The organism is Sporosarcina sp. FSL W7-1283 (assembly GCF_038003105.1).
GTDB lineage: Bacteria > Bacillota > Bacilli > Bacillales_A > Planococcaceae > Sporosarcina > Sporosarcina newyorkensis.
The window spans coordinates 683,708-705,027 of the sequence record NZ_JBBOOL010000001.1; the positions used below are offsets into that span (position 1 = coordinate 683,708).

Annotated in this window: 14 protein-coding genes; 11 read left to right on the forward strand and 3 right to left on the reverse strand. The window is 37.5% G+C overall.

The window, feature by feature from the left end:
- Positions 1–287 precede the first annotated feature (287 nt).
- On the forward strand, positions 288–509 hold the full coding sequence (locus tag MKY93_RS03265) for a hypothetical protein (RefSeq protein WP_340758226.1): 222 nt from the start codon (positions 288–290) through the stop codon (positions 507–509).
- A 183-nt stretch (positions 510–692) separates the two neighbouring features.
- The gene (locus tag MKY93_RS03270; RefSeq protein ID WP_340758227.1) at positions 693–3,251 is read left to right on the forward strand and encodes a hypothetical protein; all 2,559 of its coding nucleotides are present in this window, start codon (positions 693–695) and stop codon (positions 3,249–3,251) included.
- Positions 3,252–3,679: 428 nt separating this feature from the next.
- Here MKY93_RS03270 and MKY93_RS03275 read toward each other — a convergent pair whose 3' ends face one another.
- Positions 3,680–4,051, reverse strand: coding sequence for an integrase core domain-containing protein (locus MKY93_RS03275; protein WP_340758228.1), 372 nt, complete (start codon positions 4,049–4,051; stop codon positions 3,680–3,682).
- Positions 4,052–4,752: 701 nt separating this feature from the next.
- Entirely contained in the window at positions 4,753–7,986 is a 3,234-nt protein-coding gene (locus MKY93_RS03280; RefSeq protein WP_340758229.1) for a metallophosphoesterase, read from the reverse strand.
- A 609-nt stretch (positions 7,987–8,595) separates the two neighbouring features.
- Here MKY93_RS03280 and MKY93_RS03285 point away from each other — a divergent pair.
- From MKY93_RS03285 to MKY93_RS03315, 7 genes are all read left to right on the forward strand, one after another.
- Positions 8,596–8,961, forward strand: a complete 366-nt coding sequence (locus MKY93_RS03285) for a recombinase family protein (protein WP_340758230.1) — start codon at positions 8,596–8,598, stop codon at positions 8,959–8,961.
- An 821-nt stretch (positions 8,962–9,782) separates the two neighbouring features.
- Positions 9,783–10,754 (forward strand): tyrosine-type recombinase/integrase, encoded by a 972-nt coding sequence (locus MKY93_RS03290; protein ID WP_340758231.1) that lies wholly within the window; start codon positions 9,783–9,785, stop codon positions 10,752–10,754.
- A gap of 360 nt (positions 10,755–11,114) precedes the next feature.
- Positions 11,115–12,008, forward strand: a complete 894-nt coding sequence (locus MKY93_RS03295) for a tyrosine-type recombinase/integrase (RefSeq protein WP_340758232.1) — start codon at positions 11,115–11,117, stop codon at positions 12,006–12,008.
- 4 nt (positions 12,009–12,012) lie between these two features.
- A complete protein-coding gene (gene xerA, locus MKY93_RS03300) occupies positions 12,013–12,843 on the forward strand; it encodes a site-specific tyrosine recombinase/integron integrase (protein WP_340758233.1) in 831 nt (276 codons plus the stop codon).
- Positions 12,844–12,858: 15 nt separating this feature from the next.
- Positions 12,859–13,737 carry a tyrosine-type recombinase/integrase gene (locus tag MKY93_RS03305; RefSeq protein WP_340758234.1) on the forward strand — a complete coding sequence of 293 codons (879 nt, stop codon included), beginning with the start codon at positions 12,859–12,861 and terminating at the stop codon, positions 13,735–13,737.
- Between the two features lie 18 nt (positions 13,738–13,755).
- On the forward strand, positions 13,756–14,589 hold the full coding sequence (locus MKY93_RS03310; RefSeq protein WP_340758235.1) for a tyrosine-type recombinase/integrase: 834 nt from the start codon (positions 13,756–13,758) through the stop codon (positions 14,587–14,589).
- 118 nt (positions 14,590–14,707) lie between these two features.
- Positions 14,708–17,344, forward strand: a complete 2,637-nt coding sequence (locus tag MKY93_RS03315) for a hypothetical protein (RefSeq protein ID WP_340758236.1) — start codon at positions 14,708–14,710, stop codon at positions 17,342–17,344.
- A gap of 379 nt (positions 17,345–17,723) precedes the next feature.
- On the opposite strand, the gene MKY93_RS03320 is transcribed toward MKY93_RS03315, so the two are convergent.
- Entirely contained in the window at positions 17,724–18,776 is a 1,053-nt protein-coding gene (locus MKY93_RS03320) for a DDE-type integrase/transposase/recombinase (protein ID WP_340758237.1), read from the reverse strand.
- Positions 18,777–19,380: 604 nt separating this feature from the next.
- Here MKY93_RS03320 and MKY93_RS03325 point away from each other — a divergent pair.
- Positions 19,381–20,160, forward strand: a complete 780-nt coding sequence (locus MKY93_RS03325; RefSeq protein ID WP_340758238.1) for an SH3 domain-containing protein — start codon at positions 19,381–19,383, stop codon at positions 20,158–20,160.
- A 170-nt stretch (positions 20,161–20,330) separates the two neighbouring features.
- The gene (locus MKY93_RS03330; RefSeq protein WP_340758239.1) at positions 20,331–21,320 is read left to right on the forward strand and encodes an S-layer homology domain-containing protein; all 990 of its coding nucleotides are present in this window, start codon (positions 20,331–20,333) and stop codon (positions 21,318–21,320) included.

Genomic DNA, 21,320 nt, shown 5'->3' on the forward strand with positions numbered 1-21,320 from the left:
CTTTCATCATTTTCAGTATATGTCTATTTATTTCGATTAAAACCCTGAAGATACCTTCATTTATTATAGCCTATATTGGTTATGATTGCTTTTCAGTGGATATTGCGATATAGGTGGCGCTAGTGACGGTTAAATTCCTATATATAATAATACAGCAGATATAATTGTGACGGCAGTGACGATGGTGACGGTCAATTTTGATTATAGAATAAACGTACGGAAGTTTTTATAGGCTGATTGATCATATGGTGTACGTATTGATCAGCCAAGCTTAAGGGGGGATTAATTTGGTTTTGGATAGTTTTGAATTTGATGAATTAGATTTAGAGCTGGTTTTTTATATACGTGACGAATTGGAAAAATTACTGGGGAATAAGGCGACAGAAGTTTTAATGAAATCCACATTACTTCCTCTTCTACAAAGTGATCCATTATATGTTCATCATTATGATGAAAAATATTGGGCTGAACAAATATATTTGAATTATCATAGAGAAACTAAAGAATAAGTAAATTACCTTTCTAGTTTTTATATAGTTGTTACATAGCAATCTTTATTTTTGGAATTTCTATCAAAGAAATTTATTTGAGATGTTGGTTCAAAGCGATTTAACAAGCAAGCAACCATAAAGGCGGTTAACGCTACGACTGTTGAAGTTACATTCAAAGATGCAGTTGAAAACCTTAACTCTTTGGACTTCAAAATCGACGGTTTGACTGTATCTAACGCTGCAGTAAAACAAACTGACAACAAAACTGTTGTATTGACGACTGCTGTTCAAAAAGGTGGAGAAAAGTACACAGTTACTTTGAATGACAAAGCAATTGGTTCATTCACTGGTATGTCTGCAGTAGTACCGACGAAAATCGACATGACTACTGAAAATGTTCAAGGTAAAGTTGGACAACAAGCAATTCTATCTGCTGATGTTGGCGTTAAACAAGCAGGCATCCCTGTTACTTTCAACGTAAAAGCTAACACAACTGGCACTCTTAACAAAGACCAAGTGTTTGAAACGGTAACAAACGCAGATGGTATCGCAACATTCTCTTATACACAATATGCTGCTGGTGTTGACGAAGTAGTAGCTTACCCAACAGGAACTCCAACAGTTCGTGACTATGCAACTGTACATTGGGGTGTTGACACAATCCTAACACTTGAAGAAGACGACAAAAAAGGTGCTTCTTTAAATAACGGAGAAAATAAAGTCTACAAAGTAACATATAAAGATCCGAAAACTGGTAAAGCTGTTCAGAACCAAGATGTGAATGTTACTTTCGCTGAAAACGTTGATGTAGCTATCAATAAATTGACTGATGCTACAATTAATGGCAAGCCGGCTTACCAAACTACTAATGGTCAAGTAGCTTCTGTAACAGTTAAAACAGACTCTAAAGGTGAAGCAACATTTACTGTTTCAGGATCAAACACAAAAGCAACTCCAGTTGTATTCATTGACAACTCTGGATATGGCCAAAACTCAGTTAACAAACTAGATCAAACTGAACTACAAGTGAAAGCTGCTGAATTGACTTTCGGTGCTATTCATGCGAAATATGATTTAGAACTTACTCGTGACGGTGGCGAAGAGGCAGCTGTAGGTTCATCAAACGGTCGCGTATACAAAGTGGCTGTTAAAGACGAAAACGGTAAAGCAGCAGCTGGCGAAGTTGTTAACGTAGCATTTGATGAAGTTCTTGACCGTGTAATCTCTACAAACACGAAAGCAGAGTTTGTTGTAGATAATACGAAATACAAAGGAACTTCAAACTACTACAACACAAACAACAAGCAACAAGTTCAAATCAAACTAGATTCTAAAGGTGAAGCAGAATTCAAAATTGTTAGCAATGACAATAAAGACTATGCTACTCCAGTAATCTGGATCGATATCAACACAAGCAACAACAAAGATGGCGTACTTGAACAAGGTGAGCCAACTAAAACAGCTGCTATGACTTACTTCGCAGATGAAAAAGTTGAAGGAAGCAAGCTGAAAGTATACAACCAAAGAACACAAGAAGAAATCAAAGATAATCGTCCTGTAGTAGGTTCGGATGCTGTTGAATTCCGTTTCGACGTTGCTAACCAAAGTGGTGAAGCATTCTCAGGAAGTATCTCTGACTTTAAAGCTACTTACCAAGTAACGAACACTGGCAATAGTGATGTTTACGTTTGGAAGAACGCAGCTGACGTGGGTAATCGCGACAAAGCAACAATCATCTCTACTCGTCGTGGTGAAACATTTACACTTGAAACAACAAACAACAAACAAGTAAAACTATTTGTTGGTGCTAACGGAGAGACAGCTTCTGTTGATGTAACAGCATACGGTGAAGCTAAAGAAGTGGGCAACGACAAGAAAGTTGTTCGTCTATCTGAAAGTAAAGTAGCAAAAGCTACATTCCAATCAACTTCAGATCTTGGAACTTCACACACTGGTGTTGTTGAAAGCTTCGATAAAGACAAAAAGAAACTTACTTTCGCTGGCAAGAAAGAGCTTAACTATAAAGAAGAATTTGACGCTGGTAAAGTGAAGTATGAAGATGCACGCGGAACAACAACACTTAACTTGAACTTTGCTCAATTTGAGGACATCGTTTCAACTAGCCCGAATGCAGAACTTCACTACTACAAAAACAATGATGGCGTAATCACATTTACAATCTTAGAAGCGGTTTCTTCTGCTGAACAAACCCAACAAGCTGTTAATGCTGAAGCATTGAAAATCACAAGCATTGCTGCACCAGCTAAAGATGCTGTAAAACTAACATTACCAACAGTGGCGGATGGGTATACGGTAGGTATTAAGTCTTCTAGTGATCCAGCTGTTATTGCAACTGATGGCACAATCACACCTCCGGTCGCTGAAGAAACAGTTACTCTAGTATTAACAGTTTCTAAAGGTGATTATAAGGCTGATACTCAGTCAATCGATGTAGTTGTACCTGCGAAGTCTGTAACACCTCCAGCTCTTAGCGATGATACTACATTAACAGTAACTGTCGGAAAAGAAGCGGTAGTTACTGATATAACAGGAAGTGTTTTGACAGTAGCATCTGGAACTTACACACAAGCTTTAGTAGATGCACTCACACCTCCTACTGGCGGAAGCATTGAATTGCAAGATGCTGACGGAACACCATCAACACTAGATGCTGATACTACAGAAGTAGTAAATACAATGAAAATTGTAGTTACAGCTGAAGATGGATCAAAAGCTACTTATACAATTACAGTAGCATAATAAGTTTTCATAAGAACCCGGTGCCTATGCACCACACAACTTAGACACTATTCTGGCAATATTGGTTTAGTATCTGATAGAATTAAGATCCTGTGGAGAGCAATCTCTGCGGGGTCTTTTTCTGTTCTGAGAATGCTTCTTCTCGGCACCTTCTTTAGAAAACAGGTTCTATAATAATTGTTGGGGTATCCGCACAATTTGGATAAAAAAAAGACACATAGGTGAAGGTTGTCACCTTCAAAAAGTCCATTCGGAGAGAAATCATTAGAATTACTTCGGTTGGTTTTTCTTTTTTGATGTTATCAATCAGAAACTGGGCTTCACTTCCTCCATACTATATTCCAAAAAAGTGAACGTAAAAAAGAAAGGCATGCCAAATAAGCCTATCTTAAAGGTTTTTAAAAATATTTTGGCGAGTGGATAGTAGGCTATGCTGCCTTCTTGTATGTATGATAGAGGCCATTCAACACGGGAGTCGCCTCTAATTTTGTGTCTTCCGCCAAAGTAGGAAGGTAAACAGGTGAAGGAATTGGCGTCTTGCCGTTGATTCCTTGATGAGTGCGATTGTTGTTGTAATAAACTACGTATTCACGAAGTAGGGAATGCAAATGCCGTTCATTCAGTGGAATGATGTAGTCCAACAGTTCTCTCTTCACCGTTCCAATAACTCTTTCTGCATAGGGATTCTGCCATGGCGAGCGATAGGCGGTCTTCTTCGAAGAAATTCCTGATGATTGCAAAAATGATTTAACTGATGGTACCTGTGCGAGACACAACTCAGAAACAATTCTGAATTGCATACATTAACAATGAAGAATGCCCTCTAATCGAAAATTCGGTTAGGGGGCATTCTGTTTGTAAGGATAAGTTGAAACAAGGTACCTGTGCGACACGAAATTCAGACACTATTCTGAATTGCATACAATACTAATAAAGAATCCCCTCTAATCGTGCAGTCGATTAGAGGGGATTTCTTTTTTTTGGAGAAATAGTTCCGAATTGAACTGATGGTACCTATTATATGAAATAGATTGAGTGAAACACAAAAAAGAATCTCTTAACTGAAGGAGCCTAGTACTAGTGTCGGCTCCCTCTGCAAGTGCACGGCCCTCAATATTTCTTAACAAGAACTGAAGGTACCTGTGCGACACACAATTCAGACACTATTCTGATAATAGGGATGTCTAGTATTTGATAGGAAAATGATCCTGCGGAGAGCAATCTTTGCAGGGTCTTTTTCTATCAATCAACTTGCACGGTCTTATACTTTTTCAAGTAAAAAGATTTTGTTGAGCCGGTTAGCGGTTTACCTGCAAATGCTGATTGTTCTAACTGACAACTCATCTTGCAACAACACGCCCTCTATCCTTAACTGGAAAGAGGGCGTGTTTGTTATATACAGAAGAGGTCGAGAAGGAGCATTCCCGGATTGCTAATATACTCTATTTTCTATATAATACTTTTTTAAAACAGAATAACTTTTGTCTGAGACTAGGTATCGTTATTTTTGAGACAATGTTTCGATTAGATTTTTCCTGGATTGATTAGATTCTTGTTTACTAATTACCTTCTGTTTGTGCCTCACTGAATAACCTGATTGGTTCTTTCTTCTAATAGCGTTTATCTTACTTCTATAAAATCTCTCTTTTTCTGTATCATTTGTTAAAGCATCTAGCATTTGTAGTTTAACTAGGACAAATTCTCGAACCGCCGAGGACATATTATCCTGTATGGCGAGGGAGAACTCATTATTCAATGAGTCAGAGCCTGCATCCATATTTAAAAACATACTTATAAATAATTCTACATTCGATATACTTTCTTTATTTTTCATAAAATCTTCAATTACTGGTGTTAATTTCGAAGTTCCCATCACTGAAAATAGAACATTCTGATGAAAAAGTAAAGAAAATCTGCTGAAAAATGCATAGAATTCAAGATGCTCTTTTTGTTGACTATCTTTAATTACCTGCTTGATTTGATCCAGTGTATGTTTTAAGAAGAGTAATGAACAAGTCAAAGTATTTCTAAATGCTCTGTCTTTTAAATCACCGTCCTCTAAGTCTTCAGCATTTTTTAAGACTTTTGCTACAAGAATCCATGTATATTGAAGAATTTCAGATCTTGATAGTTCTGATTGAGGAATTTTGTTAATAATCAAACCGCTGTCTTGCTCCATATTACTTGACTCTAAAAGAAAGTCGTTTCTTTTAGCTTTCTCTTCCTCACTAAGTTTATTCTCATCTAAGTGCTCTTCTACTTGATTCTCATCTTCGAAAGTTTCTACTAAGAGTTCCTCTTTATATTCTGGTCCTTTTGCGAACATCTGATCAAAAGATATAATATCTTTATTATCGAGTATATCCTTAAAAGCCTTTTTATCATGAACAACTTCAATAAATTCACTTTCCATCCTACTTAGCAACAATTCCAATATTTCTCCATCAAAACGATGCAAGCCAGAGTAATAATCAATTTCTTCTTGAAACATTAAATAATTATTTTCATCTAAAACAAAATCCTTGAACTTTTTTGAAAACGTCATACCCTTTGCAAGGTAATATTGAAAAAAGCAGTTTAACTTAAATCTATAAAATCTGTTGTCTTCAATCACTTCTGAAATAAACAAGCCCTTATCAACGAAGTGAGTAATAACCCATTCATGAAACAAAACAGAATTATTATTTTCTAAACCAATTTTCTTTCTCTTATTTAAATTTCTTATAAATTCTTTCAATTTATTTTCTTCTAGAGAATAATTCACTTGACCACTTTTCAGCATTTCTATAGCTATATGTCCAAGCAAGTTTTCTTTATTATGAAAATCAAAGTCAGAAGAATAAATTTCATGATTGGAATGTTTTTCAAATAACTTCTCAACAAAATTTTGCATCATTGCTGCATTATTCAAAGGTATAAATCCTTTTTGTTTTTCATAGATCCATAGGAATAATGATACAGCCAAAGGTGTGCTAGGAATATTCAGTAAATGGAAATTCTTTATTAATTGATTTAAGTGTTCATCCTTTGTTTCCTTGACAGACATACCAAACCATCTATGCATTAAATTTTGGATTTCAGTAGTTCGAAAGTATTTTATAACAGCTGTTTCAAAGTACTTAGAAATGGGGTGATTTAAATAATCAGATGGTAAACTTTCTTCGCTTAATGAATTATAAGTACCCAAAATAGTTAATTGGGGGTACGTGTTAATAAGAAGTTCAAGCTCTTCACTAAGCTTTTTATTAATAATTAAATATCGACAATCATCCAATAACAGCAGAATTTTGTAATTAAGTAGTGTGGTCTCAGTTTGTTTATTACCTTGTCCAATAAAAGACGATATCCCTTTAAACAGACTTTTACCTGAAAATGTTTTAAGGTCTATGTAAATGGGGATTTTCTTTTCTGTAGTTGAGTTGTTGAGTAATTCTTGTGCTACTCGATATAAAATGGTTGTTTTGCCAGATTCATTGGGGCCAAACAAAATAAGGTTTTTTGGATAATTGGCCATTTCATCCACTGTCAACAAATTCTTATTTGCTTCGTAATCAACAAATTCTGACGTGTTGGAAGCCTGATAACTTTGTTCGACAATTTGGGGAAGAACAAAAATATCTTCTAATTTTTTGGGGGCTTTTGTGTCTGTATTGTAGCTGACCAAATTTTGATTAATTGAGTCAGTAAGTCTGTCTTTAATGAACTTTATGGTGTTGTAATACTCTATCCATGCAGCTTTCATACTGCTGTCACCAAGTTCAAAAATCGCTTCTGCAGAATCATCTTTTCCTAAATCTGTATTTGCGATAAAAAGGTTTTTTTCATAGTTATAACGCCTAAAATGTATTTTCATTTGCTTAGCAGCGTGAAAATAATCAATTACATTATAACCATTTCTATTCAAACCATGATTCAAATAGTTATTTTTCTCCCAATTTGAAGGGGCTGCACACATCACACACCCTTTACCAAGACTTGTTGTAATAGATTGTGCTTTACTCTGATGTGTATGTCCAGTAAACAAGATCTCGTAATCACGAATTATTCGCTCTCTTGTTTCATCCATGTCAGCTTTAGAAAGATGTTCGATGGGGTGATGAAGCATTGCAATTTTTAAATCAAGTTCATATTTTTTAAAATGTTCGTCTACATCTTCAAACTGTTTTCTTCCAACTATCAAATTTCCTTCATCTCCATCATCGTAACATCTCCACGCGCTATTAAATCCAGCTATACCTATAGTAAGACCATCTATTTCTGTAACTATAGAATGCCCAAATTGATTTGATAAATAGCCTTCATTTTCATCATAATAATATGCTTCAAAGTTTTTATATTCTTGAATACGTTCCATGTTAAGATGATGAGGGTTCTCCATATACTCGTAAATTGCATCAGCTGAATTTAAAAATTTACGCAAGCCACCCTCAGTTGCAGGGTTTACTTTTGGTCTTTCTATATCATGGTTACCAGGTATAAAGATGAACCTATCTTTAGAAAGACTAAGTGTGCTCATTACGGGTTCTATGAATTCTTTGTCGAACATATCGAATGCGTTTAGTATATTGTCTGGTATACCGCCCTTATCCAATAGATCGCCAGTAAAGATTATTAAATCAACAGGAGATTGGGAATGGATATTTTTTAGGTCCTCCAAAAGAGGAGTCGTAATATAAAGCTTAAAGTTTTTTTGTTTTGAACTATAATGTATATCTGATAAATGAACAATTCTCATAAAAACCCTCCTTTTTTATTAATTATATCAAATAAAAGGAAAAGTAGGTAGATGGTAACCGGTATATTATCCCACTTAAACGTCAGAAATTGTTTTGTTTTTGTGGATTATTTACCAGTAGGATACTGAGGCAATTTATTGAGTATATTGCTTCTTTTGATTGCCAATGCAATAGAATATGAGGGCTGTCCGGTATATTTTCAAATAGGGTTACCGGCTAGAAGATTAGCAGTGTATGGGCAAGGAATACGCTGAGCTAACGTAATGTTGGAGTCGGCGTAGGATTCGACAGTATCTCTTTCATATATTTTTGGAGACTTAATGCCATTTGACTACTGTGAACGATGTCTTCCATACTGACCTTCTGCGTCGATTGCTTCAGATTTGTATTTTGAAAACATGTAATACAGAAGATAGCAATGGCAACTACACAATTTTGTAAACTATGTACTTTCACTTTGTGCTCTTTATTGTAAATCTTATAAAAAGTGATGAGAAGTTGGAAATCAAAAATTTTTTTTCTATGTATATAAACCGTTGCAGACAAGACAGAATGGTTTTATCGGATAGATACTCATCATTTTCTTGTGAGGGAGAGAAAACAACCAAGTGGGAGAAAATCAAACAATCGGTATCAGTTATGGTAGGGGTTCCCTCTTCATTCATGGATTGAGCGGTATACAAAGTATCCATTATCAACATAGTGTCATCAACGAATTTGCAGGAGAGCATGACATAACAATTATTCAACGATATCATGACGGTGACTGTTCAGGCAGGAATGCCAGTCATCATGTTCTACAAAGGATGTTGATGGATGTACGGTCAAATGATAGACCGGTGGATTATTTGCTTTTCTATTCTGTCGATCAGCTAGGAAGGGACTTTGAAGGAAATCTCGGTATCGTCACGGAGATTTCCGACTACGTAGACACCGTGTACTCTGTTTTAGAACAATTTACATTTCGATCATGAGGAGCGGGCGATGCATCACATAACTCAGACAAGGTGCCTACAACTGCATGATAAAAAAGAGATGGGTCTTATGACTCGGAAATATCGGTCGGAAGGCTTCTTTTGCTGTGAAAAAGCTTTTCAGAAAACAACAAACCAGCCCTTTATTCCAATTAAGGATAGAGGGCTGGTTGTTGCAAGTTGAATTGGCAATGCTAGCATAGCAATCAACTTGCATGATCATATACTTTTTCAAGAAAAAATGCTACTAAGCCGCTAAGCCGTTCACCTGCATGTGCTGATCGCCTTTGAATCGATCATATATATTATAACGAACTAACGTTCTTTTGTCTAGAGGATGTTAATATTTCTTTATTATATTAGTTGAATGCTTCAGTATAACTGATTTTTAAAAATAAGGAATGTTTATTACGTGTAACGTGTATTCTTGCTGCTCGAAACACCTAGAAGCGCTATGGAAACACTGGCTAAAGATGAGCAGAATCACCCGAGAAAAGTGCTCCTTAATGAAGTAATTAGATTGAGTATTGTAAGATTTCCGCATGAAGTCAAGTCTTTGCAGACTTTCAGGTTGGGTAAATTTTGTGAACTCACCATACTCTCCGTCCATGTAAAACGTTCATATACAAATAGAATTTATAATATCTATTAGATCGAGGTCTAACTCTAGAATGTCTTGTCCATAATGTTTTTATAGGTTCAAAGATAAAGAGATTTAAGAAGGTTGATAACTAATCAGGTTATGGCGATAGTAGTCAAAATATCCGTCTACTCAAAATAGCAATATAGTTGGTAAGTTTCTAGAAGGAGGAAGAGAAGGAATGAACGATTATTGGATAGTGAAAGAATCGTTACCCAACAGGTTAAATGAAAAAGTAATCAATGAATTTTTGTTGTATTTAAAACACTCTAACCGAACGCAAGGTACTATTATCCGGTATAGAGAAATAATCACCCTGTTTTTAAGCCACACGAGTGAATCGTTGGCCTCTATTACACCAGAGGATATTTTACAATGGTTTACCGAAAACCAAGAGCACATAAAAGAGACAACATACAGACATCGTTTAAGTATACTGTCATCCTTCTACAACTTTTGTGTTCAAGCAGAGTATATAGAGCAATCCCCCATTAAAAGTCACGATCTTTCACGGCTCCCTCAACCTTTACCACGCTACTTCGAAAGTGAGCTGGGTGCAAATACACGAAACTTAAGCAAGTTACTCATGTTAAGAAACCAGGTATTGTTCGAGTTCATGCTCATAACAGGATGTCGAGCAGAAGAAGTTCATAAGCTCAATCGAAAAGATCTTGATATACCCAATCGAACAGCGCGTGTGGTTGGGCAAGATAAAAGAATTAGGTATGTGAGATTTACAGACCAATGTGCGTTCAATATGGAAAAATATATTTATGGACGTCGGCATCAAGTTCGTGCTCTTTTTACTAATTATACTGGGAAACGCCTTAGTACAAGCAGGATACAAAAAATAGTTAGAAAAATTGGGGTGGAGGCGGGTCTAAAGACAAAATTACAATCGCACCAAATTAGCGACATATTGTTTGTCGAATCACTGGCAAGAGTTGCGGAAAGGTCTTTAGTTAAATGGGAACACGGTGTCTTTATAAGACAGAAAAGAAATATTCGACTTTCTAATCCCGAAATTATTTCTATGTACCAAACATGCATGGAGGAAAGTTGTGTCCCGCATAATATATTCAGACAACCATACAAAAAGTCATCAGCAATTAGAGAAAGTGGCAACAAAAATTTCGAGCATTTCTTGTTTTAAGCATGTTTGTATGCCTCATACATTTTAGATCCTCCTATGAAAAGCGAAATTTCCATTTTATCATCTGTGATGTAGTACAGGATTTGCACTACAGTTGCTCTGTATAATTGGCTATTCTAAAATTGTAATATTTTGAAATTTAACAAAACAAAATCCTGTGGTGAACAATTTCTGCAGGGTGTTTTTTGTTTTAAATTGCTTAGTTTCAAGTAATTCAATATAAATAACAAAAATATATCTATGATCCATAGACGTATAGATAAATAAAAGTATTTCTTTATTGTATAAAAACTAATATACCAGTACACAATTAGATTAAGAGATTAGGAGACGCGTAAAGAAGGGTGGTTATTATCAATTATGTCAGCCCCGCGAAAGTATTGGGTTAGTGATCATGAAGGAATTCCCAAAGAAACGTTGACCATTTTTAATGAATACCTCCTTAGCTTAAAGCTTGAGAACAAGGCAGAGGCGACCATCATCAAGTATCGCAACGTCCTAAGGGGATTTTTATCTGAATGTACCATTCCATTGAAAGAACTGACAGCAGAAATTGTTCTCAAATGGCTAAATGTCAATTCTACAAATAAGAAGGCGGGAACTATAATTCATACGCATGCTACTCTTACCTCCTTTTTTAATTTTTGTTTGGAAGAGGGCTATATGGATGATGTCGTCATCAAAAAAAGATGGCGACCTAAACTGCCTCACTCGCTTCCTCAATTTCTAAATGAACAGGACTACACACGTGTCAAAATAGCATCGGAGTTACTTTCAGCGAGAGATCGTGCAATCGTTCTTTTCCTATTTTCTTCAGGTTGCCGCCGATCAGAGGTCTCCGGTCTGACTTTAAAAGATATAGACTTAGGTAAGAGAACGGCCAAAGTAACTGGAAAAGGAAATAAGAGTAGACAAGTTCATTTTTCTGATGAATGTGCTTATGCATTAAAAGAATATCTTAAAATACGTAAAAAAAACGATAGCGAATATCTATTTATTAGTAGATTTGGCGGCGGTCTTGGAACGAAAGGAATTTACGATATAACGATAGAACTTGGAATAAAGGCAGGATTGAATAAATCCTTAAATCCTCATAGCTGCAGACATACTTTTGCGACAAGAATGTTGGCAAAAGGCGCGAGCCTTGAATTCATTGCGGATGAACTTGGTCATACAAATCTTAATACGACTCGTGTCTATGCGCAGATTCCGAGTGAGGATATCATAGCTGCTTATCTAAACAAGATGGGGTGAAGTAATGAATCAAGAAATACTAGAAGCATATTTCAATGACAACCATATGAAATACAGCTCGGAAACAAAGAGAAGCTATGAGATTGCCCTTAGACAATTTTTCACCTTTATAGAAAAGTCATATGAGGAGATCAAGACAACAGATATAAGGGAATGGATGATTGCGATGGAAGAAGAAGGATTGAAACTAAATTCGATTCATCTCAAACTGATTGCGGTCAAAACTTTTTACCGTTATTGCATGGAAGAGAATAAGCTCAAGAAAGATCCCACTGCAACTGTCAAGACACCGAAAAGAGAAGACTCATTACCTTATTATTTGAATAAACGTCAGCTTATACTACTACAAGAGTTAACTAAAGAAAATAAACGGGAACGCGCAATCATTGAAGTCCTTTATGCAACCGGTGTAAGAATCAGTGAATTGTTGAATATTAAGCTGTCAGATGTCAGCTGGGAAACACGACAAATCTGGATTAGAAAAGGAAAAGGCAATAAAGAGCGTTTTGTCCTCTTCACACATGATTGTGCCGTGCGTCTTAAAGCGTATCTTGACGAAAGAGACATACAGAGTGAGTATCTCATTTGCAACTATCGTGGGGAGGCTCTCGGTAGAGAATACGTACAGAGGCAATTTCGAGAATATACGAAGACCTTAGGGTTTCGAATTTCCCCCCACACCTTGCGTCATACGTTTGCAGCACATTTAGCTGAGAAGGACATGCCACAGAGTTATATTCAAGAGTTGCTAGGTCATGTCAACATCAACAGTACACGCATCTATACTCGTCTTATGGAACATGCACGGAAGAAAAAATACGATCAATATCAATAGAACGGAGGGAACAGAATGAACTTTTGGGAATTACGAAAGTCACTGCCCAACTCAGATAATCAAGAAACGGTAAATGAGTTTTTATTGGACCTGAAACTCATGAATAAAAGTAAAGGAACCATTATTCAATACCGGGACTATCTCGAACGTTTCTTTATACGTCATGATGAATCCTTTAGGGATTTATCATCAGAGACTCTTCAACAATGGTTTATGAAACAGGAGGCGCATCTAATGGAGAAGACATTGAGTCAGCGGATCGCAATCCTCTCTTCTTTCTTTAATTTTTGCGTGCAAGAAGAATATATTGAACTGTCGCCAATAAAAAGTCGTTGGTATCCTCGTCTTCCAAAACCAATTCCAAAATTCCTTGAAAAGGAGGACATTGCAAAAACGCGTTATCAATCTGAAAAGTTATCAAGCAGGAATCAAGCGATGGTGGAATTTATGCTTAGTTCTGGCTGTCGCATTGGAGAGATGCATCAATTGGATTGCTCGGATGTCAACATTGAAAACCGCAGTGCTCATGTACTGGGGAAAGGCGGAAGGATTCGTCAGATTCATTTTTCTGAAAAGTGTAGGGTTCTATTGGAAAAGTATTTAGAGTCTAGAGAACATGAGGCGTCTGCTCTATTTACGACTTCGAACGGTAAACGTCTTGGAATTCCCGGCATTCGGAAAATTGTAAAGGAACTCGGAGAAGAGGCGGGCATGGACACACGACTCCATCCACATAGGTTTCGCCATACATTTGCCACCGAGTTGCTTTCAAAAGGGGCAGATCTTGAATTCATCGGAGCGGAACTGGGACATACAGAACTTTCCACAACACAAATCTACGCTAGACTCCCAAAACGGAAAATAATTTCTCTTTATCGAAAGTATATGGGATAATAAAAGGAGGAACACTATATGATGAATGTTGTTCTGATTGATAAGTTCGATGGGGAATATGCTTTACGATTGAATATAAAGACGCGTTCCCTTTACAAAAGATTCATCAAGGAATTTTTTATGGCTATTGGAAAGAGTTATGAAGAGGTAACATCGCGTGATATTCGGAATTGGCTGATTGACCTAGAAAAAGAAGGACTTGCTGCATCTTCTAGAAATACAAGGCTTTGCGGAATCAAACTCTTTTACCGGTTCTTAAGAGAGGAAGGGCTTGTGGAAAAAGATAATAGCGAGCGAATCCCCCTGTCAAAAGTGGAAGAGGAGCTTCCTTATTACCTGGAACCTGGTCAATTGATTGAGTTAAGACGTGTCTTGAAGAAGTTAGATGACCGAGCTATTATCGAAACCTTATACAGCACGGGCGTCCGAATCAGTGAACTCATTGCCATGAAGAAAGAAGACATCAACTGGCCGGAGCGATCCATTCATATCCCGGAAGGGAAGCGGAAGAAGGCACGTATTGTCTTATTCACAAAGGAATGCGAGATTCACTTGAAAGCTTATCTTGACAGTAGGCAGGATGACATGCCTTCTGTGTTTGTGGGGCGATATGCGAATACGAAGGTTGGAGTGGCAATCATCCAACGACGATTTAGAGAGTATGCGGATCAGCTTGGAATTCGCCTGACGCCCCATACTCTAAGACATACATTTGCAGCCCATCTTGCGAATAAAGGCATGCCGCTTGAGTGCATCCAAACCCTGCTCGGTCATGAGGAACTGAAGCAGACGCGGCATTACGCCAGGCTCTATGAGCATGCCCGAAAAAACGTTTATGATGAATGGACGTGAATTTTGGGAAATAGGGAATGTTAACTAAAATTCTACTAACGCAACCAAGTCGCTTCTAAAAAACGCCGGAAACCTTGAGAAATAAAGGTTTCCGGCGTTTTTTAGAAGTTGGATTGGTATGGAAAAGGCGGTTAACAGCACTACTGTTGAAGTTGCATTCAAAGACGAAGTTAAAAACATTGACTCTCTTAAATTCACTATTGACGGTTTGACTGTATCTAACGCTGCAGTAAAACAAACTGATAAAAAAGTTGTCGTACTAACTACTGCTGTACAAAAAGGCGGCGAGAAGTACACTGTAACACTTGATAATAAAGCAATCGGTTCTTTCACAGGTGTTTCTAGTGTCGTACCTACAAAAATCACTGTAACTAACGATGCTGTTCAAGGTGTTGTCGGTAAACAAGTAATTCTTACAGCTGATATTGGTGTTAAAGAAGCAGGTGTTCCTGTAACATTTAACGTAGCAGCTGGTTCTAAACTAAACTCCGATCACGTTGAAGAAGTAACTACGAATGCTGACGGAATTGCAACATACTCTTATACTCAATACGTTGCTGGTTACAGTGATGATGTAGCTGTTTATCCTACAGGTGCTCCTGCTACTCGTGCAGTTGCAAAAGTATTCTGGGGTGTAGACAACATCTTAACGCTAGATGCTGACGATAAAAAAGGCACTACATTGAATAACGGGGAAAGCAAAGTTTATAAAGTAACATATAAAGATCCTAAAACTGGTAAACCTCTTTCGGATCAAAAGTTAAATGTAACTTTTGCAGAAAACGTTGATGTACCGGTTGATAAACTTACAAAAGCAACTGTAAATGGACAAAACCCTCACCAGTTAACAAATGGAAATGTTGTTCAAGCGCAAGTAACAACAAACTCTAAAGGTGAAGCAACATTCACTGTAACTGGTACAAACACAAAAGCAACTCCAGTAGTCTTCGTTGATCAAAGAGAAGCAAACAACCAATTCAATGGTAAATTGGATAATGCAGAACTTCGCGTAACTGCAGATCAATTAACATTTGCAGCGCAGCAAGTTACTCATGAGATCACAATTGAACGTGATGGTGGAGAAGATGCAGCACTTAATGCTAACAACGGACGTAAATACAAAGTTGTTGTGAAAAACAAAGACGGTAAAGTTGCTGCTGGTGAAACTGTTAATGTAGCTTTCAATGAAGACATCGATAGAGATATCAATACAAATACAAAAGCAGTGTTCACAGAACAAACTACAAATCCAGAACTTGCAGGAACTCGAGTTTATACAGATTCAGACAAGAAAATCTCTTTGAAGTTGAACTCTAAAGGTGAAGGTGAATTTGTAATTACAAGCGCTACGCCAAATGATTATGCTACTCCAATTGCATGGATTGATATTAATTCAAGCAACGCTGTAGATGGTAAACTTGATGAAGGTGAAGCTTACAAGTTAGCAGACAAAACATACTTCGTAGATTCTAAAATCACTGCTGGTGCAGTTAAAGTATACGATTCTGCTGATGTTGAAGTAAAAGATGATAAAACACTAAAAGGTAATGAGGCAGCTAAATTCGTATTTACTGCTACTAACCAAAGTAAAAAACCTGTTTCAGCTACAAATGGTCTAAAAGCATCATATACAGTAGTTAATACTGGAACAAATGATGTTGAAGTGACTGCAAATGGACAGAAAACTGTTGTTTCAGCAGATCGTACAGCTACTGTTCAAGTAGATACAGCGACTGCAGCTGAAAATGCAATTACAGTTAAACCTGTTGGTGATAAAAACGCTTCTGTACGAGTTGAAGCTAATGCAACAACTAATGATACTGCAGCTATTTACTTAGGAAACTACACTGCAACTGCTAAATTTGTTTCTACAAATTCAGTATCTGATTTCTATACTGGTGATATTGTAAGCATCAATAAAGCTGATCAGAAAATTTATTTTGATAATAAATCAGAAGCAGTTAGTTATAAAGATGCTACATTTACTGGTGTAAGTGGCGCAGCTATAACTAAATCAGGATTTGAAACGCTTCTAGCGTCTGATCAGTACACTGCAACATATACAAAAGATGCTGATGGAAAAGTTAAAATTGATTTGATTAGAATTTCTACTGCTTCTACTGGTACTCCGGGTACGGCAACAACTACTGGATCATTATTATTTACTTCAACAGGAACTACTATTAATTCAATTCCTGTAGGTGCTATTCAAGTTACTGATGCTGATCTAAATACTAATCCATTAGCTGCAGATACAGCTACTGTTACTATTACAGACTCTGCTACTCCTGCTAATTCAGTTGTAGTTACACTAACTGAAACAGGTAATGCCACTGGAGTATTTGAAAATACAAGTATTGTTGACGTATCTAGCCTAGCTGATGGTGTAATTACAGTGAAATACAATGATGCTGCAAATGCTTCAGGTGTAGCAGCGGTAGTTACGGATACAGCTACTTTAGATACTACAGCCCCAGTTGCTGCAACAGAAGATGGAAGTGCTGATAAAGAAGGCACGACTCAATCAGCAGATTTCAATATCGTTGTAAACGCTGAAACTGGAGCTAAAGTTACAGCTACTATTGGTGGAACTAATGCTCTAAAAACGGTTACTGATGTAACTGCTGCAGCTGGTAAAGCAACACTACCAATTGACATTGCTAAACTTGCATCTGGCTCAAATGCAATTGTAATTACAGTAACAGATGCTGCTGGTAACGCATCGACTCCATTTACTGTTAACGTTACAAAATAAATTTCGGATGTCAGGTTATCACGCAATTTGGAAACAATTCTGATAATATGATAGTCTAGTAACTGACGAAATATGACCTTGTGGAGAGAAATCTCTGCAAGGTCTTTTTCTATTCTAACAATGCTCCTTCTCGGTACCTATATTTTGAAAGTAAAAATGAATTGTAATCTGATAATGACGCGTGTCGCCTTTAAATAGTTCATCCGGAGTGATTTCATTCGAATTTCTTCGGTTGGCTTTTCTTTTTTAAAGTAATTAATGAGAAACTGAGCTTCATCGCGTCCATACTATATTCCAAAAAAGTGAACGCAAAAAAGAAAGGCATGTCAAATAAGCCTTTCTTAAGGTGTTAAAAATATTTTGGCGAGTGGATAGTAGGCTATGCTGCCTTCTTGTATGTATGATAGAGGCCATTCAACACGGGAGTCGCCTCTAATTTTGTGTCTTCCGCCAAAGTAGGAAGGTAAACAGGTGAAGGTATTGGCGTATTGCCATTGATTCCTTGATGAGTACGATCATTGTTGTAATAAACTACGTATTCTCGTAGTAGAGAATGCAAATGCCGTTCATTCAGTGGGATGATGTGGTCCAACTCTCTCTTTACCGTTCCAATAACCCTTTCTGCGTAGGGATTCTGCCATGGCGAGCGATAGGCCGTCTTCTTGGAAGAAATTCCTGATGATTGCAAAAATGATTGGAAGGCTTTGGAACAGAAAATTGGGTCGTTGTCATGTACTAAATATTTGGGTGCTTTCCCAAAAGGCGTTGCATTCCGAAATTGCTGGATAGTCCATTCGGCTGTTGGGTTTGTGGTAACGGCGAAGTATACGATTTCACGGCTCTGGTGGTGGATAACGACCAAGCCGTACAGCACTCGGAACTTTATTGTAGGGATGGTAAAGAAATCAGTAGCCCACAGATCGTGATGATGGTTACTCAGGAACAACTTCCAGGATTGCACCTGTTTTTGCGAAGGTGGCTTTCTGGCGGTAGGCAGATATTTGGCGATTGTATTCGGTGCAGGCGACTTTTCAATCCCTAAAGTTAGCAACCTTTCATGAATTTTCTCCGGTGATAACAAGGGATTTTCCTTATGTATGCGTTTGATTAATTGGATGGTTGCAGATGATAAATTGGGTCGACCTATTTTCTTCGATATTCGCTGCCAATGGAACTTGAAAGCTGTCCGATGCCAACGAATGACAGTCTCGGGCTGGACGATCAGCAGTACCTCTTTCCAATTCCTTAGATGTTTGGAGAGGAACACCCAGAGCTGTCGAAATGCTGGCGTCGACGTGGGATTTGGTAGTTTTTCTTTCTCGTATCGTTGAATGTATAATGCCAGCTGGCTTCTGAGAGCGATGTTTTCCATCCTGACCGCTTGTGTCGATTGGTGTAGAGTCGCAGGAAGCGCCCCAGGTAATGTAGCCATTCTTTGCAACAATTACGTAACTTATTCATGTTCACGAAGATCCCTCCTAGTTTGATTCAGATTTACATCTATTGTAACGGAAAGGCAGAAGCTATGGGAATGTATAATAGAGAAGGCTTATTTCAATTTCAAGGTCTAAATAGAGGCGAAATTTTCTTTGTACATTAATTGAAGCTCCCTGTGTGCCACACAATTCATACACTATTCTGACGATAAGTCAGTCTAGTATCTGAAGAAATAAGTTCCTGTAGAGAGAAATCTCTGTAGGATCTTTTTCTATTCTGAGAATGCTTCTTCCCGATACTTATATTCTGAACGTAAAAGAAACTCTTGATCTAATAACAAATTAAGAGACAAAAAAGGAATCTACTGATCAAGCCCGGTAACCTATTTTAAGTTCCACGCAATATTATTTTTATATTGTAGCGATAATATTTTAATACTTATATATACTTTTCCTCACACAAAAACCTAAATATCTATAGACCTTTCATTCGAACATGAAGATAGCTTTTTATGTATCCTCATGGTTGATTTTAATAAAACTATCAGCTCATTCCATTCTATGATATGATCAAAAGTAACTAGAAAAGGAGTGAAGTAAATGAGTAAATTGATATTGAAATCAGTAATAATGTTCCTATTGATCGGTAGCATCTATATACTTGCACCACAAGACGCCGATGCTGCAAAAGGTACAGAGATGTACGTGAATGCCAAAAATGACATTATTCTGCGTGTAAAACCGGACCAGCATGCCAATAGGCTGGGTACGGTAAAAAATAAGTCAAAAGTGACGGTCCTCTCTTCTTCAAAGGGCTGGTCATATATTCAGGCAGGGAAAAGCAAGGGGTATGTATATACCTCTGCGCTTTCTAAGAAGAACCCAAATGCAGTTCCTGCTCCAACAACCGTGAGCGGCGGGCTAATGCCTGTGAACGGCCTGATCCTAACATATTCACCTTCATTCATGGAAGGTGATGGAAAAGAGACATTCAAAGTAAAGAGAGAGGGCAGCTCAGCATATTTATATAGCAGCGATAGCTACTCCTCTTATGACTACCCGAAGTATGCGTATTCCGAGAGAGATGGATATTTCCGGATGGGTGTCTCTGAGTCTGATTTTACTTTCGTGGAAACTCCACTCCCTATAAAACAGGGAAGTTATGTCACTATTTACGGTATGGAGTCCAGTTATAAGGTGCTTATAGAGAGTACGACTAAAACCATTAAAGTAAAGGCTGGTACTTTCAAAAATGTTGTCATCCTACGCTTTCCAAACGGGGCAAGGGAGTATTTGGCCAAGGGAGTAGGAATTATTAAGAGTACAGATAATAAAGGTAATATCTATACAGAATTAGTAGCTGTAAAGCAGGGGAAATAACAAAAATAGCCTTCTGATTTATTGATCAGGAGGCTATTTTCCACATCAGGTCGGTTATTTTTCAATTAGCGGTATAATTTGCAAAACCCATTATTCTTTTTACCCCCACTGATTTACGATGAATAAAAACTGCGAATTAATCAACAGCTTTTTAGCAAAAGGAGTCTAACATGAATAAAAAAATCCTATTATCCACACTTGCTGCACTCCCCCTTATCCCGGTGATCGCTGTCCAGGCAGAAGCGGCAGATTTCAAAGACATAAATAGCGACAATTTGTTTTTTCCTATTATTAAAGATATGAGAGACAGAGGAGTCATTAACGGTTATCCGGACGGTACATTTAGACCCAGTGAACTCATCTCCAGGAAGCATATCGCCATCTTGATAGACAGGACCATTGATTTAAAACCCACCAGAAAAGCGGCTGTCTTTAAAGATGTCCCGAAAACACACCCATACTATAATGCTGTCCAAAAACTCTACCGGGCAGGCATTATCGATGGGGATAACGGGTATTTTTATCCAGAAGCCCCTATCACACATGCACAGATGTCCAAAATTCTGGTCAATGCTTATTCTTTGAAAGTGAAGGCGCCATATGACTTCATCGATATGCAAACAGATCACTGGGCTAAGCCTTATGCACGTGCGCTTTATTCCAACGGGATCTTTGAAAGACCCGATGGCAGATTCCAGCCTAATCAACAAGTGACCCGTCTTGACTATACTTTACTGATAAACAATATTATTTATATGGACAAGAATTTTGTAGCAAAACCGATTCATATGCATAGAGATGGGTTCTTTCCAAGGCAAATAGGTATAAAAATTCCTAATGGATGGACAGATGCAAAGGTGGAAGTGCATATGAAACGGATTAGGGAAACCGTTTTTGAACATAAGTATAAAACCCAGCAAAACTTCGGTCGGGGCACTTTGGGTTTAGACACCGCAAGTGACCGCAGCTATGTTGAGAAACATATTATTGGAATTGGTTCCCCGATCACTTTCGAGGAGTGGATAGACGCTATTAATTATGCAATCAAGACCGGAGACGTTTATATCGATCCTTCGCATGAATTTGCTGTCTATGCTACTTACGGATATACGAAAGACCGTTATAAGGATTCTATCTACGGACTGTGGCTTGTGCGCTAA